Here is a 15679-nt window from a genome sequence, read left to right as displayed (position 1 = left end):
TCGGAGGTCATCTCAGAGGTTGTCCCCCCAACCCCCCTGGACCATGGTCTGGAAGGCCCAGGATCCGCCGCGCCTGATCAGGATGTCGGCGTAGCGCAGCTGCTGCGTCTCGCCGTTCGCCGTCATCACCGAGTCGGTGAAGACGACGGCCATCGCGGGGGAGAGGAAGACGGGCGTACGCGTCGACTCGAAGGTGATGTCGTCGCTGCCGCTCCCCATCACGTGCGTCATGGTCCCCACGAACTGCTCCCGGTCCCACTGCGCCGAGCGCCCGTCCCCCGACGCGTCGTCGCTGACCAGGTTGAGCGGGAAGACGGCCAGATCGGCCATGCGCTCCACGTCGCGCCTGGCACTGTGCCCGTCGTACTCGGCGAACCAGGCGTCCAGGCTCGCGCGGTCCTCGGTGGTCGGGACGTATCCGGTCTCGGGAAGAAAGGTCACGCGGTCTCCTCGTCGTCAATGCGTGAAGGTGGTGGTGAAGCCGTAGTCATCAAGTTTGACTACTGTCGAAGAAGGTATGCCTCGACGCATGCCTAGTCAAACTTGATTAGCAGTGACGTCGATCACGCCGCAGAGGTGGGGGGGGCTCGGGTGAGGGGGTGGCTCAGGCGGGCAGCGGCCGGGCCCGGGCGGGGTCGAGGAGGGGACCGAGCAGATCGCCGTGCCGTTGCAGCCGGGGCGCGATGTCGTCCGCGGTGAGGACCAGCTGCTCCGGCTCCGCGCAGTCCTCGACCTCGGCCCAGGTCACCGGGGCGGAGACGGTCGGCTCGGGGCGGGCCCGCAGGGTGTAGGGCGCGGCGGTGGTCTTCGCGGCGGCGTTCTGGCTGAAGTCGACGAAGACCTTGCCGGGGCGCAGGCTCCGCGTCATGCGGTGCACGACGAGCTCGGGCAGGTCGCGCTCGGCCTCGACGGCCAGCTCCTTGGCGTACGCCGTGACCCGTTCGGAGGGGGTCGGCTCCAGCGGTACGAGCAGATGCAGGCCCTTGCTGCCGGACGTCTTGGCGTATACGTGGAATCCGTCGGCCGCCAGCCGCTCGCGCAGCCAGAGCGCCGCCCGGCAGCACTCCACGACGGTGGCGGGGTGCCCCGGATCCAGGTCGAACACCATCCGGTCGGCCCGCGCCGGGGCGTCCGCCCGCCACTGCGGCACATGGAACTCGGTCACCAGATTGGCGGCCCACATCAGTGACGGCAGGTCCTGTACGAGGATCTGCCGCACGCCTCCCTCGGAGCGGGGCACCTCGGCCGTGTGCACCCAGTCGGGGGTCCCCGGCGGCACGTTCTTGGCGAAGAACCGCTGGCCGTCGGGCCCGTCCGGATAGCGCAGGAAGGAGACGGGCCTGTCGCGGAGGTGGGGGAGGAGGGCCTCGGCCGTGCTCGCGTAGTAGTGCAGCACCTCGGCCTTGGTGAAGCCGGTCGCGGGATACAGCACCTTCTCCAGATTGCTGAGCGGGAGCCGTCGCCCCTCCACCTCGGTGATAGGCGTCATACGATGAGAGTCCCACAAAACGCCTATAACGCCACGAATCCTCCCAAACCCTGTCACCTTGCCCCTCCCCGCAGAGAGGAGTCGACGTGCGATCCATATGGAACGGTGCGATCTCCTTCGGTCTGGTCAGCATCCCGATCAAGCTCGTGAACGCGACCGAGAACCACTCGGTCTCCTTCCGCCAGATCCACACCGAGGACGGCGGCCGGATCCGCTACCGCAAGGTGTGCGAGCTGGAGGAGCGCGAGGTGCCGTCGGCGGAGATCGGCAAGGGGTACCAGGACGCGGACGGCTCGATCATCCCGATCACGGACCAGGACCTGGCCGCGCTCCCCATCCCGACGGCCAAGACGATCGAGATCGTCGCCTTCGTCCCCGCGGACCGCATCGACCCGCTCCAGATGGACGCCGCGTACTACCTCTCGGCGAGCGGAGTCCCCGCCGCCAAGCCGTACACGCTGCTGCGCGAGGCGCTCAAGCGGAGCCAGAAGGTGGCCATCGCGAAGTACGCGCTGCGGGGCCGGGAGCGGCTCGGCATGCTGCGGGTGGTCGACGACGTGATCGCCATGCACGGCCTGCTCTGGCCGGACGAGATCCGGGCGCCGGAAGGAGTGGCCCCCGAGACGCACGTCACCGTCCGCGACGCCGAACTCGACCTGGCGGACGCCCTGATGGACACCCTCGGCGAGGTCGACATCTCCACCCTCCACGACGACTACCGCGACGCCGTCGAGGAACTCATCGCCGCGAAGGTCGAAGGCGCGACCCCGGCGGAGCGGACCCCGGCGGCGGAAGCGGGCGGCGGCAAGGTCATCGACCTGATCGCGGCCCTGGAGAGCAGCGTGCGAGCGGCCCGCACGGCGCGGGGCGAGGCCTCGGAGGGCGGTTCGGCGGACGACGAGGTGGCCGAAGTGACGCCGATCGCGCGCAAGTCGTCCCGGGCGACGCCGAAACAGGTGGGCGGCAAGAAGTCGACGGCGTCGTCGTCGGTGTCGGGGGCGTCAGCGGCTTCGGCGAAGAAGAAGGCCGCCCCCGCCAAGAAGAGGACGACGAAGACGGCGGCGGCCAAGCCCTCGGAGCCGAAGGCGTCGGTGTCGAAGGCGTCGAGGTCGGGGTCGAGGGCATCGACGAAGACGGCCTCCGGCAGGACGGCGGCCAAGAAGACGACGGCGGGGAAAAAGACCGCGGCGGCGAAGAAGACGACCACGGCGTCGACGTCGAAGCGCCGGGCCTCCGCCTGATCCTTCCCGTACTCCTGCCGTTCCCGTACTCCCCGGCCGGTCCCGTACTCCCGGCCGTTCCCGCACTCCTGACCGCCCCCGTCCTCCCGACCGTTCCCGCACTCCTGACCGTCCCCGTCCTCCTGACCGTTCCCGTCCTCAGGGCCTCGTCGCGCTCAGGCCGCGCAGCGAGGAGGCGACGACTTCCGCGACGTACGGCAGATGCCCGTCGAGGAAGAAGTGGCCGCCGGTCAGCACATGGCAGGAGAAGGCGCCCCGCGTCTCGCTCTCCCAGGGCCGCACCTTCTCGACGGCGACGCGCGGGTCGGCGTCGCCGGTCAGGGCGATGACCGGGCAGTCGAGCGGGGGCCCGCTGCGGTGGACGTGCTCGTCCAGGAGCCGGTAGTCGGCGCGTACCGGCGGCAGGATGAGCGGCAGCAGTTCGGGGGAGGAGAGGAGCCGGTCGGCGGTGCCGGACAACGTCCGCATGTCCTCGACGAGTTCGAGGTCGGACATCTCACCCACCGGCAGCCGGGCCGCGGCGGGCCGCCAGGGCAGCGAGGGTGCCTGCCGGCCGGAGACGAACAGGGCTGCGGGCGGCCGCCCCTCGGCGGTCATGCGCCGCGCGGTCTCGAACGCGAGAAGCGCACCCATGCTGTGTCCGAACAGCGCCGTGGGTTCGCCGTCGGCCCACCCGGGAAGCGCGGCGAGCACGGCGTCGACGACCTCCTCGGCCCGCTCGGCGAACGGCTCGCCGAGCCGCTCCTGGCGGCCCGGGTACTGCACGACGAGCGGTTCGACGACACCGGTGACGGCGGCCGACAGCGGGTGGTAGGCGCTGGCGGAACCGCCCGCGTGCGGGAAGCAGACCAGCCGGGTCCCGGCATCGGGTGCGGGGTGGAAGCAACGTATCCAGTTGCCCACGGGCGCTCTCCTTTCGCGGCCGCGTACGGCGCGACGTTGTGTGTCTGTGGTCGGGGGGCGGACGCGTACGGCGTGCGCCCGGTCGGGTCGGCCGACGTCCGCCAGCATGCCTCAAGGCACCGCCACAGTCTTGATCATGTCCGCAGACCTGGACGCACCGCATCCACCTAGACTGACCGCTGAGCCGAGAGAGCCGGGCCCGACCGTGCGGACGGCCCCCGACCGTGCGGACGGGCGGACCGTGCGGACGGGCCGGATCGATGAGAAGAAGGACGACGACGGTGGTGGGAGCGGGAGGCCGACAGGTGACGACGGGCGCCGACGGCTACGACGATCCGCCCGCCGAACTGCTCACGGAGGCGGCCGCCGCGTTCGGCCTGCTCGCCTCGTCCGCGCGACTGCACATCGTGTGGGCCCTCGCCCAGGGCGAGAGCGACGTGACCGGCCTCGCCGAACGGGTGGGCGGCGCGCTGCCCGCCGTCAGCCAGCACCTGACCAAGCTCAAGCTCGCCGGACTCGTGGGCTCCCGCCGCGAGGGTCGCCGCGTGGTGTACTTCGTCGCCGACCCCGACGTGGTGACGGTGGTGCGCCTGATGGTCACCCAGCTCGCGTCCCGGGCCGAGGCGTCCCCCGCCGCCCGGCGCCTGCGCGGAACCGGTGCCTGAGGGTTCCGTGCCCGAGGAACCGGTGTACGGAGGGTCGGTGGCCGTCGAACACGGCGGCCGGACGCCCGCGCCGACGGCCCTTGAGGTCCTGCGCTCCCTGGACACCGGGCCGCGCGGCCTCACCGAGGAGGAGGCCGACGCCCGGCTGGCCCGCCACGGCGAGAACACCCTCCCGGCCCGGCGGACCGTGCCGTGGCCCGGCCGGTTCGTACGCGGCCTGCGCGACCCCTTCACGGCCGTCCTGCTCTGCCTCGGCCTGGTCTCGGCCACCGTCGCGGCCTGGGGCACGGCCTGCGTGATCACGATGCTGGTGGCGGTCAGCTGCGCGCTGCGCGCGACGGGTGAACACCGCGCGGACCGTGCGATGACGGCGTTGCGCGAGCTGGTGACCACGACGGCGACCGTCGTACGCCGCCCCGCCGACGCCACCCCGCCCGCACCCCGCGAACTCCCGGTGGACCAGCTCGTCCCCGGCGACATCGTCCGCCTCGGCGCGGGAGACCTGGTCCCGGCCGACGTCCACCTGCTCAGGTCGCAGGGCCTGTACGTGAACGAGGCCCCGCTGACCGGGGAGGCGGCGCCGGTACCGAAGGACGCGGGGTCCACGGCCCCGCCCTCCGCCGCCCTGCTCGACACCCCGTACGCCCGCGTCCCGTATGCCTGCGTTCCGTACGCCTGCTTCCAGGGCAGCAGCGTCACGGCGGGCAGCGGGACGGCGGTGGTGACGGCGACGGGGAGCGGGACGCGCTTCGCTGCGGGGTACGCGGCGCTCGCCGGAGCGGTCGGAGCGGTCGGAGCGGCCGGAGCGGCCGGAGCCGCCGGTCGTGCCGCACCACCCATCCGACCGGGCGAACCGGGCAAGGCACCCACCTCACCGCGGGAAGCCCCGAGCCCTCCCAGCGCCTTCGACCGCTCCGTGCACGGCATTTCCTGGATCCTCATCCGTTTCATGCTGCTGACGCCCCCGCTGGTGCTCATGGCGGACGCCGCGCTGCGGGGCCGGGGCCTGGAGACCCTGCCGTTTGCCGTGGCGGTGGCGGTCGGGCTCACCCCCGAGATGCTCCCGGTCGTCGTCACCACGTGCCTGGCCCGGGCCGCCGTACGTCTCGCCCGCACCCACGGCGTCATCGTCAGACGGCTGCCCGCCCTGCACGACCTCGGCGCCATGGACGTCCTGTGCGTGGACAAGACCGGCACGCTCACCCAGGACCGCCCGGTCGTCGAGCGGGCCGTCGACGCGGAGGGCAGGGACGCCCCCGAGGTCCTGCACTGGGCGGCCGTGAACGCCTGGTGGACGCTCCACCTCGCCGACCTGCCCGCGCCCGACGCCCTGGACGAGGCGATCCTGGCCGCCGCCGCCGCCGCAGCAGCAGCAGCCGACGACGACGAGGAGGCGGCGACGCGGTGCGAGGGCATCGAGGCTCTTCCCTTCGACCCGGTACGCCGCCTCGCCACGGCCGTCGTGTCGCGCCCCGGCGCGGGCCTCGGCGTCCACACGCTGGTCGTCAAGGGCGCCGTCGAGAACGTACTGGAGCGCTGCGCCCTGCCCGCCGAGGAGCGCGCACGCCTCCATGCCCAAGCGGCCCGGCACGCGGCGACGGGCCTGCGCCTGCTGGCGGTGGCCACCGCCGACCGCCCCGCACGGCACCGCGCCTGGTCCCCGGCGGACGTACGGGGCCTGACCTTTCGCGGCTTCGTCACCCTGCGGGACGCGTTGACGCCCGCCGCAGGCCCGGCGCTGCGCGCGCTCGCGGACCGGGGCGTCACGGTCAAGATCCTCACCGGCGACCACCCGGGCACGGCGGCCCGCGCCTGCCGTGACCTGGGCCTGGACGTCGACCGGGCAGACGTGCGTACCGCCGCCGACATCGAGGGACTCACTCCCTCCGCCCTCTCCGAACTGGCCCACCGCACCACGGTCTTCGCCCGCTGCACGCCCGAGCACAAGGCCCGGATCGTGGCCGCCCTGCGCGCCCACGGCCACACCACGGGATTCCTGGGCGACGGCGTCAACGACCTGCCGGCCCTGCGAGCGGCCGACGTGGGCGTGGCACCCCACGACGCGGTCCCGGTGGCGAGAGAGACGGCAGACCTGGTGCTGCCGCGGCGCGCAGGGGACGGCCCCGTGGAAACGGCGCCTGCCGACCCCGCAGGGCTTACGGCGATCGACCACGCCGTCACCGCGGGCCGGGCCAGCAGCACGAACATCGCGACCTACCTGCGCAGCACGCTCTCCTCGAACCTCGGCAACGTCATCGCCATGCTCACCGCGGGCCTGCTGCTCCCCTTCCTGCCGATGCTCCCGGCCCAGGTGCTTGCACAGAACCTCTGCTTCGACGCCGCCCAACTCGCCTTCGCCTTCGAACGCCCCGCCCGCGAGGCCCTGCGCCGCCCCACGTCCCTGCGCCCGCGCGCCTTCCTCCGTTTCATCACGGGCTTCGGCGCGCTCAACGCCGTCGCGGACCTGGCGACCTTCGCGATCCTCGCGCTCGCGGTGCCGGGCCCGACGGGGACGGAGGACGAATCGGTGTTCCACTCGGGCTGGTTCACGGAGAACCTGCTCACCCAGGCACTGGTGATGCTGCTCCTGCGCACGACGCGCGGCACCGCGCCCCCCGGCAGCCCTGGCAGACCTGGCAGACCTGCGCCGATCACGTGGGCGGCGGCAGCCCTGGCGGTCACGGGCCTCCTGCTCCCCCTCACCCCCCTGGGCCCGCTCCTGGCGATGACCCCGCTGCCACCCCTCTACTACCTGCTCCTGGCAGCGGTCCTGGCCCTGTACGCGCTGGCCCTGACCACTTTGAGGCGCGCCCTGGGGCGCCGCGTCACCGCTCAGCCGTAGGAGAGATCGGAGCAGGGCGCGTCATCGGCGGCCCGAGCCTTGCCGCGATGACCACCGCCACCCGCACTGTCTGCCGTGGCCGACCGGACGTACGACTGCCCAAGAACCACCCTGACCCCACCCCCCTCGGCAGTTGCCCGCACCTCGGCGCCGGGAAAGAGCCGGGCAACGGTCTCGGCCCGCGCTTTCATCCCCTTCCCGGTCCCGTACTCGACCACGGTGGTGGCGTGCTCCTGACCGGCGGCGGCCGTACCGGTGCCGGTCACGGTGAACCCGTGCGAGGTGAGCGCCCGGGCGGCCTTGGCGGCGAGCCCGTCGACGCTGGTGCCATTGAGAACGCGGACGGAGACCCCACTCCCGGAAACCCCCTTGGAAGCACCACCGGCACCACTCCCGCCATCCTCACCAGCCCCACCACTCCCCACACCCTTGTCCTCCTTGAGGGAGGCCCACAGCTCCGACGCATCGGGCTCGACGACAGCGACGCGGGCGCCGTCGTAACGCCAGGGGAGGGTGACGAATTCGGTGTTGTGCAGATCGATGTCTTTCAGGGACATGGCGAAGGAGATGAGCTTGTCGGCGGACCCGAGCCCGGGATCGACGGTCATGGAGTGAACGGCGGCATCGGCGAGCGGAAACAGTTTCCCGGGGCTGAGCCCTTCCCCTTTCACCTTCTTCAACAGACTGCTCACGAAGGCCTGTTGACGCTTGATGCGCCCGATGTCGGACCCGTCGCCGATGCCGTGCCGGATGCGTACGTAGTCCAGGGCGCGCTGCCCGGAAACCTTCTGCACCCCTTTGCGGAATACGCGCTCGCCGGGGCTGCTGCGATGGGGATTGAGGTCACCTTCGTAGAGATCCTTGGGCAGGCAGACGTCAACGCCCCCGACAACGTCGGTGAGTTCGGAGAACCCCTTGAAATCGACGACGACGGTGTGATCCACCCGCAGCCCGCTCAGCTTCTCCACGGTGTTCTGCGTACAGGCGGGATTCCCTTTGGCGGTCTCCCCGACGGAGTACGCCGCGTTGAACATCACATGACGCTGCGGCTCGGTCCACTTTCCGTCCGGCAGCTTGCAGGGCGGTATGTCGACGAGGGCGTCGCGAGGAATGGAGACGGCGACGGCGTGCCGCCGGTCGGCGTAGACGTGCAGCAGGAAGGCGGTGTCGGACCGCCCGATGTCATCCGAGTCCCCGCCCCCGAGCGCACGGTTGCCGCCGGTCCGCGCATCGGACCCGATGACGAGAACGTTCTGCCCCCGCGAACCGCCGGCCGGGGGCCGGTCCCCGGACACCCCGTCGGCGCTGAAGGTCTCGATGCTCCCGTTCAACTTCAGACAGACCCAGCCACCCCCACCGACAACTACCCCCACCAGGACCCCCACGACAGCGAACCCCACCCGCCTCCACCGCCGCGCACGCCCCCGCTTACGCCGAACCCCACCCATCTGCCCACCTCACTGCCGCCCACCACTGCACGGTTGTACAGTTGCGCAATATAGCAACTATCACTTCCCGTGAAGCACTTCCCGTGAACCGCACAGAAGCCGGAGGGTCAGCAGTGATCCGCAACGCCCTGGAGCCCTGGCACCTACTGATCGTGGCGCTGGTGGTCATCTTCCTGTTCGGCTCCAAACGCCTCCCGGACGCTGCCCGCTCGATGGGCAAATCCCTACGCATCCTGAAGAGCGAGACACGAGCCCTGAAGGAGGAGAACGAAGAGCCTAGCGAACAGACCCACAACAAGTGAGGCAGGCCCTTCCGGAGGCCTTCGTCGTGTGGTGGGGACTGCCCTGGGGAAACGATCCGAGATCACGGTCACGAGTGGTCCGCAGACTCTGATGCGGCGCCGCTCGGGGCCGCATTCAGCTGCACACGTCCGTAGATACGCGAAGACCCCGCTCTCAGCGTTTCCGCTGATGGCGGGGTCTTCGGGACCTACTACAAGGTGCCCCGGCAGGATTCGAACCTGCGCACACGGCTCCGGAGGCCAGAGGAGACGGAGAGCCGATCCACCCTCTGACCTGCGTGGGGGAGCCCTTGCCGGAGCCCGCCACTCATGATCATTACGCCCTCATTACGTGGGCGACCTGTCAGCCTCCGTCCGTGCCCCGTATGGTCGTTGGCATGATCTTGGGCAGCGACGGCGGGCGTGGAGACGGCGACGATACGGGGTTCACGGCCGAGAGTACGGCCCGCATCCTCCGGGACGCCTGCCGCTCCGCCGGCCTCGACCCGAGCGGTGCCGACCTCCTCCGCCTCGGCTCGAACGCCGTCTACCGCCTCACCTCGGAACCGGTCATCGTCCGCATCGCCAGAGACCTCTCGGCCCTCGCCGAGATGGAACGTGCCGTCGGTGTCGCCCGCTGGCTGGAGCTCTCCGACTTCCCCGCGAACCGGGTCCCGCCGCACACCACCCAACCGGCCGTAATCGGTGGCCGCGTGGTCACCTTCTGGGAGAGCGTCCAAGACCGCGAGGAGTACGCCACCGTAGGCGAGCTGGCCGACCTCCTACGGCGCCTGCACTGGCTGGAGGAGCCCGAATCCCTCGGCCTCCCGTACTTCGACCCGCACGCCAAGCTGGCCTCCTCGCTGGCCGGCCTCGACGCCATCGCGGACCAAGACCGGGAGTTCCTGGAGGAACGCGCGGCAAGGCTCGGCAAGGACTACGACCGCCTGGACTTCGTCCTCCCCTTCGGCCTGATCCACGGCGACGCCAACATAGGAAACATCCTCCGCCACCGCGACGGCCACGCCGTCCTGATCGACCTCGACGGCTTCGCCCTGGCGCCACGCGAGTGGGACCTGATCCTCACCACCATGTACTACGAGCGGTACGGCTGGCACACGGCCGAGGAGTACCGGGACTTCGTCTTCCGCTACGGATTCGACCTCATGAACTGGCCCGGGTACGAAACCCTCGCTGATCTGCGAGAGCTGATGATGGTGGCGTGGCTCGGCCACCAGGCGCAGGACAGCGAGCGTTCGGCCGCCGAATTCCAGAAGCGCCTTCACTCCCTCCGGACGGGCGAAGGACGGAAGACCTGGGGCGCCTTCTGAGCGGACCCCTGGGCCCGGAGGCACCGAACCTACGTGGAGGAACGGACGCCGCTCTCTGCCTTCACCCACAACCGGTGCTCGCGCACTTGCTCAGCGAACGCGCGTGACACGGCGTTGTCCCCGGCCGCGAGGAGGTCGGTCCGGAACTCCGCGAGATAGCTCACGCACCGCGCCGACTTCAGGTTCTCCCCGAGATCCAGCGCGTCTACGGCGACTTGGCACGCCTCCTCGATGTCACCGGCGCGAAGGTGAGCGTCGGCGAGCACCATCGTGGCGAAGAAGTCGCTCCGTACGTGGCTGCCGCTCATCGCGTTCTCGGCGTGCGCGACGGCCTGGCGGGCGCTGTTCACGTCGCGGAAGCAGTGCGCGGCCTCGGCGGCCAACTCCGCGGCGTCGAAGTAGGTGATCCACTCCGGCTCGTCCTCCGCGTTGCGGCTCTCCAACGCACGTGTCGCGGCCGTCAACGCGGCTTCGCACCCGCGTACGTCGCCGATCCGCGCCAGCGCACGTGCCTCCATGGCGTGGAACTGGGCACGCAGCGTCGGCGTGGCCACCGCCGAGATGCCCATGAGCGCGGCGCGGGCGAGAGTGGCCGCCTCCGTGTACCGACCGAGGAAGGTGGCCTGGTGGCTCATAGCCGAGAGGATGCTTCCGGCAAGGCGCCGGTCGTTGCCGTCCTGGGCGAGCCGGAGGGCTTGGAGGAAGTAGCGCTGCGCGAGTCCGTGATGGCACGCGTCATACGACATCCACCCGGCGAGAAGCGTCGCCTCCGCCACGGTGGAGTAGAGCGCGCGTCCCACCGCGTCGCTGTAGCTCCCGCGCAGTAGCGGCACCACGTCCGTACTGAGGTACTGGATCACCGAACGCCGTGCGTGGTCGCCCCCGAACCGGTCGTCGAGCTGGGCGAACATGTCGGCCGTCGTCTTCACTGCGGCTACGTCCCCGAGCCCCACCCGCAACGACCCGGGCCGCCCCGACCGGGGCTCGGGCCCCGGTGCGACCAGCCAACGTAAGGAAGCCTCGTTCCACGCGGGCTCGGAGGCTTCGGCCTGCAACAGCGGCTCGTACCGATTCAGGTCCGCCGTCCATAGCCGTTCCACCGTGCCGATCGCGGCGTCGGGACTGTCCGGGTACCCGGCGTCGAGAAGTACGGCGTCCCGGCTGCCGCCCTGCTCCATGCCCAGCGCGTCCGGACCAAGCCCTAACGCCTCCGCAAGCAAAGCCCCGTAGAACGCGTCGGGAGTGCTGTGCCCGTTCTCCCAACTCGCGATGCGCCGCTTCACGCTCTCGTCGGAGGGGAGTTGGTGCCCACGCGCGGCTGCCACCCGCCGCAACTCACGCACCAACCGGAGCTGACTCCAGCCGCGTTCGGCTCGCGCACGGCGCAGACGTTCGTTGACCGGACCCATGGCAGTCGTCTCCCCGCCCTCCTCGACGCATGGTAAAGGGGTGGTGCGTGGTTCTTGCCCATCCTGAACGTACGTGACGGGACAGGCCTGTTGACACAGGCGAACGGAACTCAATCGACTCCATTCGCGGATGACGAGGGGTGACGCTCCTTCGTCCTGCACGTCACCCCTCGTCACCTCTCGTCATCTGCCCAGCTCAAGGGCCTTGGCAGGAGTGTGGAACCACCGCGCCGCGGAACAGCGCGACGGCGGAACCGAGGTGGGGAGTAGACGTGCAGACGATGACCAGGAGAGGCATCGAGTGGCTCTCGGCAAGCGCCGACGACCCGGTTACGTGCCGGGCCCACTGGGCCGATGACCCGCGTCGGCCGACGATGCTGCGCACCGGACGCTTCTTCGACGTGGTGTCCGTCGGGCAACGCCTTGGCCTGGAGACCTTCGACCAGATGTGTCGCCAGGGGCTGCCCTGCGGGCCGGCGATGATAGATCGGGCGGCCCAGCGCGTCGGCTTCTTCCTCGGCTCCAACAACCGGGATGGCTTCGCGCACTTCGTCAACCGCGAGTGCACCAAGCCGCTGGCCTACCGCTACCTCGGCGCGAACGCGGTGGTGGTCGTGCCCGGCCCCATGCCGCTGACCGGTGATCGGTACGAATGGCTGCGCGCACCGATCCGCCGACCGGAGGCCAACCCCCTCCGCCCAATCGCATTGGCCACGCTCCTTGCCGCCTCGGCGGAACTCCTGGCACGCATCGACCACTACGGCGAGCGCTATCGCTCTCCTGTCGACGCCCTCGCGGCCTATCCCGAGGAGCAGAGCACCCGTGCATGACGAACCGTCCGGCCGCGTCGATGCCGCCCGCTGGCCCCCGCTCGACAGCGACGGCTGGTACGCCGCCCGCAACGCCACGATGGCCCTCCGGGACGCCCTGACGAGCGCCGGCCTCGACCACGACTTCCCGTACCTGCGAGCTGACTTGAATGCCTTCGGCCACGGCCTGGTCGAACTGGGCCGCGTCTCACCTGCCACGGCCGAGCAGCTGGCCGAACTGCTGCGGCTCGGCCTGTCGAGCGCCGCAGAGCCCCATCCAGACACCGCGACCGAACACGACTCGGGGGAGTGAGCCATGACCGACCGACACGGAGTCATCGCCCCGCGCGCCGAGAACCTGACCACGGGCGTGAACTACGTCCGCGGCTGGGCAGAGGGCCGACGCAGCGCGGACACCCTCGCCCAGCAACTCACTGCCCTCGGCCTGGAATCCGACTTCCCCGGCCTCCGAGCCGCGACGGCCTGGTCCGCCTCGGCACGATCCGCCCGGAAGCGGCCGAACTGCTGGCGCAGCTCATTAACGTGGGAGCGGAGGCAAAGGCCCGCCAAGCAGCCTCGCCGGCCTCGGCTGCTCCCCGCTGAACGACTCCTGCACTTCACCGCGATCACAAGCCAGGTGGCCTGCCGCCCGGCCGGGACCGGCGCCCCAGCGCCGCAGCCCGGACGGACGGCAGGCCACCTTCGCTGAGTAGTCAGGCGAGCCCACAGCTTCAACTCGATTCCTTGTCGTCCCCTGCTCCATCGCTGTGGCGGTCCACTGCGGACGCTGTAACTGCTTCTTAAACGACCAGGCTGCTCTGTTCGGCGAACCCGTGCAGTGTTGTCGGTACCTTTCTCGCCGGGGATCGGTACTCGGATTCTGCCGGGAGGGTGGGCGAGAGACGATGGTAACCCCGTGAGCGAAACCGGGCATGATCTGCTCCTCAAGTCTCTCCGTTCGGTGCGTGGCAGCTACGGTCGCCCGGCAAGTCAAGATCACTTCGGCCTGGGAATGTAAGTGGGAGGGACGTGTTCTTGACAACTCCTGCCCGTTGAATCGGACGGCTGCTATTCTTCGTACATGACGCTAGAGGAGCAGATCAGCGGTTATCGTCGTCAGATTGCTACCGATTCTTACCCCATGTCGATCGGAGAGCTTTCGAATCTCTATCGAGACGGCGAGATCGATATTCACCCCGAGTTCCAGAGGATTTTTAGGTGGGAAGAGAGCCAGAAGAGCCGGCTGATTGAAAGCATCCTTCTAGGTATTCCGCTTCCTAGCGTGTTCGTGGCGCAGAATGAGAAAGGCGTTTGGGATGTCGTGGATGGAGTTCAGCGCTTGTCCACAATTTTCCAATTCATGGGAATTCTGAAGGACGAAGACGACGTACGCTATAAGCCGCTCATCTGTTCCACTGCACCTTTCTTGACGCTACTCGACGGCTGCGCGTATGAACCCGTAGAGGGGGCGCAGCGATCGCTTGATTCAACTCAACGACTTGACTTCAAACGTGCTCGCGTGGACATGAAAATCATTAAGAGGGAAAGCGACAACAGGGCAAAGTACGATCTGTTTCAGCGGCTTAATTCGTTCGGCTCGGTTGCCACCCCGCAGGAGCTCCGTAACTGCCTGCTTGTCAGTATGAGTAAGCCGCACTTTGAGTGGCTCACTGAAATTTCAGAAACTCCTGCTTTTGTGGAGGCCTTGGAGCTGCCCGACAGGCTAATCGATGAGCGTTATCACATGGAGTTGGCTCTACGCTTTGTATTCCTCCGTCGACTCCCGGAGTCTGGAATTGCATCGATTGGCAATATTGGCGACTTTCTCACATCCGAACTCGTCGCTTTCTCCGAATATGACACGGCGCGTCTTGAGGAGGAGAGTGTAATCTTCAAGCGAGTATTCGAGGTGATCTTGGCTGCTGGCGGAGGGGAAATCCTGCGGCGATGGAATCCTGAGAAGCAGCGTGCAGAAGGACCATTCTCTCTCACCGCGTTCGAGGCCATCGCCTTGGGTATGGGGTATCACCCTCCGCAAGTCGAAGCAGACCCCTCCGGCGTGCGCAGCAAGCGAGAAGAATTGTGGCTGGACCCAGCCTTTTCGGCCCGCCACGCGACCGGCGTACGCGCCGATCAGCGGATGAAAAAGACAATCCCCTTCGGTCGCCGCCTCTTCGCGCGCTGAACGAAGGGCCCTCATGGATCTGCAGAAGTTCGGTGAAAAAGTCCAAAAGGATCTAGCTCACCGTAAGCTCGAATTGTCCCGTCTTGCCGTGGCGATCCAAACTCCCTTCACTGATCAATCACAAAAGAACTTGATGTGTCGAGCGGCGGTTGTTTTTACCTATGCTCATTGGGAAGGGTTTGTTAAAAACGCAAGCTCACTCTATATCAGGCATATCAATGGACAGCAGATTCCGGTTAGTAAGCTCAGAAATTGCTTTCAAGCTGCTTACGTCGCGGGTCATTTCAAGCGCGCTCAGAATAGTTCGAAAGTCAGCTTCTTGGGAGAGGTCCTCACGTCTATTGATGCAGACAGGGAAAAGATCTTCTCGGTCTCTCCTGACAAATATGTCGACACGGAGAGCAATCTGTCGTCGACAGTTTTTCAGTCACTCGTTACAGGCCTAGGACTTCCTTATCTGGACAGTTATTCAACGCGGCAGATATTTATTGATGAGAAGCTGGTTTTTGGGCGCAATCAAGTAGCGCACGGTGAGTTGACTTCCTTCAGCGAGGTAGACGCTGCTGAGCGGCTCAATGCCGTTCGTGACCTCTTGGACACTTACTCGAATCAGTTACTTGATGCCGCTAGGAATCAAATTTACGTGGCCTCCTAATAGGGAACGATTTTTTAGAGGGCTTAGGTCTCCGTGAAGCGCAGAAGCAATCTGCGGTCGGAGGAGTGATTTGGGGTGGCGCTGCTTTAGCGTGAGTGATCATGAGTGCGCCAGATTTCGGCGTGGCGGGCAATATGAATTCCCGCCCTCTACAGCACGACGTTGGGCCATGATCTTCAAGCTCGGTCGGGAGCGGGCCGCGGTGAACGGAGCGAGCCGTCTTGAAGAAGTAGAGAAAGTCTGAACCGTGCGTCGGTTCCAGGCAGTTCGTTACAGCCGGAACGCAAGCTCCAAGTCGTGCCCGGGAAGGTGGAACTCCTCTAGGGCTAGACGAGTAGTTCCGATAGCGGGGTTCTCAGACGGAGGGAGGGTGTCCAACATCGGGTTGTGACGACCAATTTAGACACCCTCTTGACGGCAC

At 68.1% G+C, this 15679-nt stretch carries 14 protein-coding genes and 1 tRNA gene; 9 read left to right on the top strand and 6 right to left on the bottom strand.

Annotation, left to right across the window (positions count from 1 at the left end; all coding sequences use genetic code 11):
* Positions 1 to 12 precede the first annotated feature (12 nt).
* Together ACFVYL_RS13165 and ligD are read right to left on the bottom strand one after the other, a co-directional pair.
* The gene (locus ACFVYL_RS13165) at positions 13 to 441 is read right to left on the bottom strand and encodes a nuclear transport factor 2 family protein (protein WP_389715124.1); all 429 of its coding nucleotides are present in this window, start codon (positions 439 to 441) and stop codon (positions 13 to 15) included.
* A 163-nt stretch (positions 442 to 604) separates the two neighbouring features.
* Entirely contained in the window at positions 605 to 1489 is an 885-nt protein-coding gene (ligD, locus tag ACFVYL_RS13160; RefSeq protein WP_389715122.1) for a non-homologous end-joining DNA ligase, read from the bottom strand.
* Positions 1490 to 1575: 86 nt separating this feature from the next.
* Here ligD and ACFVYL_RS13155 point away from each other — a divergent pair, with 86 nt between their 5' ends.
* A complete protein-coding gene (locus ACFVYL_RS13155) occupies positions 1576 to 2730 on the top strand; it encodes a Ku protein (RefSeq protein ID WP_389715121.1) in 1155 nt (384 codons plus the stop codon).
* Positions 2731 to 2868: 138 nt separating this feature from the next.
* Here ACFVYL_RS13155 and ACFVYL_RS13150 read toward each other — a convergent pair whose 3' ends face one another.
* Positions 2869 to 3633: a thioesterase II family protein gene (locus ACFVYL_RS13150; RefSeq protein ID WP_389715119.1), complete on the bottom strand. Its 765-nt coding sequence runs from the start codon at positions 3631 to 3633 to the stop codon at positions 2869 to 2871.
* 305 nt (positions 3634 to 3938) lie between these two features.
* Here ACFVYL_RS13150 and ACFVYL_RS13145 point away from each other — a divergent pair, with 305 nt between their 5' ends.
* Both ACFVYL_RS13145 and ACFVYL_RS13140 read left to right on the top strand, forming a co-directional pair.
* Positions 3939 to 4298: an ArsR/SmtB family transcription factor gene (locus tag ACFVYL_RS13145; RefSeq protein WP_389715118.1), complete on the top strand. Its 360-nt coding sequence runs from the start codon at positions 3939 to 3941 to the stop codon at positions 4296 to 4298.
* A 37-nt stretch (positions 4299 to 4335) separates the two neighbouring features.
* Positions 4336 to 7140, top strand: coding sequence for an HAD-IC family P-type ATPase (locus ACFVYL_RS13140; RefSeq protein WP_389715117.1), 2805 nt, complete (start codon positions 4336 to 4338; stop codon positions 7138 to 7140).
* On the opposite strand, the gene ACFVYL_RS13135 is transcribed toward ACFVYL_RS13140, so the two are convergent.
* Entirely contained in the window at positions 7131 to 8588 is a 1458-nt protein-coding gene (locus ACFVYL_RS13135; RefSeq protein ID WP_389715115.1) for an LCP family protein, read from the bottom strand. The two genes, ACFVYL_RS13140 and ACFVYL_RS13135, sit on opposite strands and share 10 nt — an antisense overlap.
* 83 nt (positions 8589 to 8671) lie before the next feature.
* Here ACFVYL_RS13135 and tatA point away from each other — a divergent pair, with 83 nt between their 5' ends.
* Positions 8672 to 8890, top strand: coding sequence for a Sec-independent protein translocase subunit TatA (gene tatA, locus ACFVYL_RS13130; RefSeq protein ID WP_389715113.1), 219 nt, complete (start codon positions 8672 to 8674; stop codon positions 8888 to 8890).
* 198 nt (positions 8891 to 9088) lie between these two features.
* On the opposite strand, the gene ACFVYL_RS13125 is transcribed toward tatA, so the two are convergent.
* Positions 9089 to 9169 (bottom strand) — tRNA-Arg (locus ACFVYL_RS13125).
* 98 nt (positions 9170 to 9267) lie between these two features.
* Between ACFVYL_RS13125 and ACFVYL_RS13120 the strand changes: the two genes are divergently transcribed.
* Entirely contained in the window at positions 9268 to 10200 is a 933-nt protein-coding gene (locus ACFVYL_RS13120; RefSeq protein WP_389715111.1) for a phosphotransferase family protein, read from the top strand.
* 29 nt (positions 10201 to 10229) lie between these two features.
* Here the strand turns inward: ACFVYL_RS13120 and ACFVYL_RS13115 are convergent, their stop codons facing one another.
* Positions 10230 to 11483 carry a hypothetical protein gene (locus tag ACFVYL_RS13115; RefSeq protein ID WP_389715410.1) on the bottom strand — a complete coding sequence of 418 codons (1254 nt, stop codon included), beginning with the start codon at positions 11481 to 11483 and terminating at the stop codon, positions 10230 to 10232.
* A gap of 398 nt (positions 11484 to 11881) precedes the next feature.
* Between ACFVYL_RS13115 and ACFVYL_RS13110 the strand changes: the two genes are divergently transcribed.
* The 4 genes from ACFVYL_RS13110 (at position 11882) to ACFVYL_RS13095 (ending at position 15258) form a co-directional block, all read left to right on the top strand.
* On the top strand, positions 11882 to 12439 hold the full coding sequence (locus ACFVYL_RS13110; protein WP_389715109.1) for a bifunctional DNA primase/polymerase: 558 nt from the start codon (positions 11882 to 11884) through the stop codon (positions 12437 to 12439).
* Entirely contained in the window at positions 12432 to 12731 is a 300-nt protein-coding gene (locus ACFVYL_RS13105; protein ID WP_389715107.1) for a hypothetical protein, read from the top strand. The genes ACFVYL_RS13110 and ACFVYL_RS13105 overlap by 8 nt, the downstream gene beginning before the upstream one ends.
* A 768-nt stretch (positions 12732 to 13499) precedes the next feature.
* The gene (locus ACFVYL_RS13100; protein ID WP_389715105.1) at positions 13500 to 14603 is read left to right on the top strand and encodes a DUF262 domain-containing protein; all 1104 of its coding nucleotides are present in this window, start codon (positions 13500 to 13502) and stop codon (positions 14601 to 14603) included.
* A 13-nt stretch (positions 14604 to 14616) separates the two neighbouring features.
* On the top strand, positions 14617 to 15258 hold the full coding sequence (locus tag ACFVYL_RS13095) for an MAE_28990/MAE_18760 family HEPN-like nuclease (protein ID WP_389715103.1): 642 nt from the start codon (positions 14617 to 14619) through the stop codon (positions 15256 to 15258).
* Positions 15259 to 15679: the final 421 nt, after the last annotated feature.

The organism is Streptomyces sp. NPDC058308, assembly GCF_042880275.1.
Lineage (GTDB): Bacteria > Actinomycetota > Actinomycetes > Streptomycetales > Streptomycetaceae > Streptomyces.
This window is presented reverse-complemented; position numbering and strand designations above follow the sequence as displayed.

Bases quoted from the DNA above. Each gene is read 5' to 3' on its own strand.
- ACFVYL_RS13100 (WP_389715105.1), top strand. From the start codon at position 13,500: ATGACGCTAGAGGAGCAGATCAGCGGTTATCGTCGTCAGATTGCTACC.
- ACFVYL_RS13135 (WP_389715115.1), bottom strand. From the start codon at position 8,588: ATGGGTGGGGTTCGGCGTAAGCGGGGGCGTGCGCGGCGGTGGAGGCGG.
- ACFVYL_RS13095 (WP_389715103.1), top strand. From the start codon at position 14,617: ATGGATCTGCAGAAGTTCGGTGAAAAAGTCCAAAAGGATCTAGCTCAC.
- ligD (WP_389715122.1), bottom strand. From the start codon at position 1,489: ATGACGCCTATCACCGAGGTGGAGGGGCGACGGCTCCCGCTCAGCAAT.
- ACFVYL_RS13120 (WP_389715111.1), top strand. From the start codon at position 9,268: ATGATCTTGGGCAGCGACGGCGGGCGTGGAGACGGCGACGATACGGGG.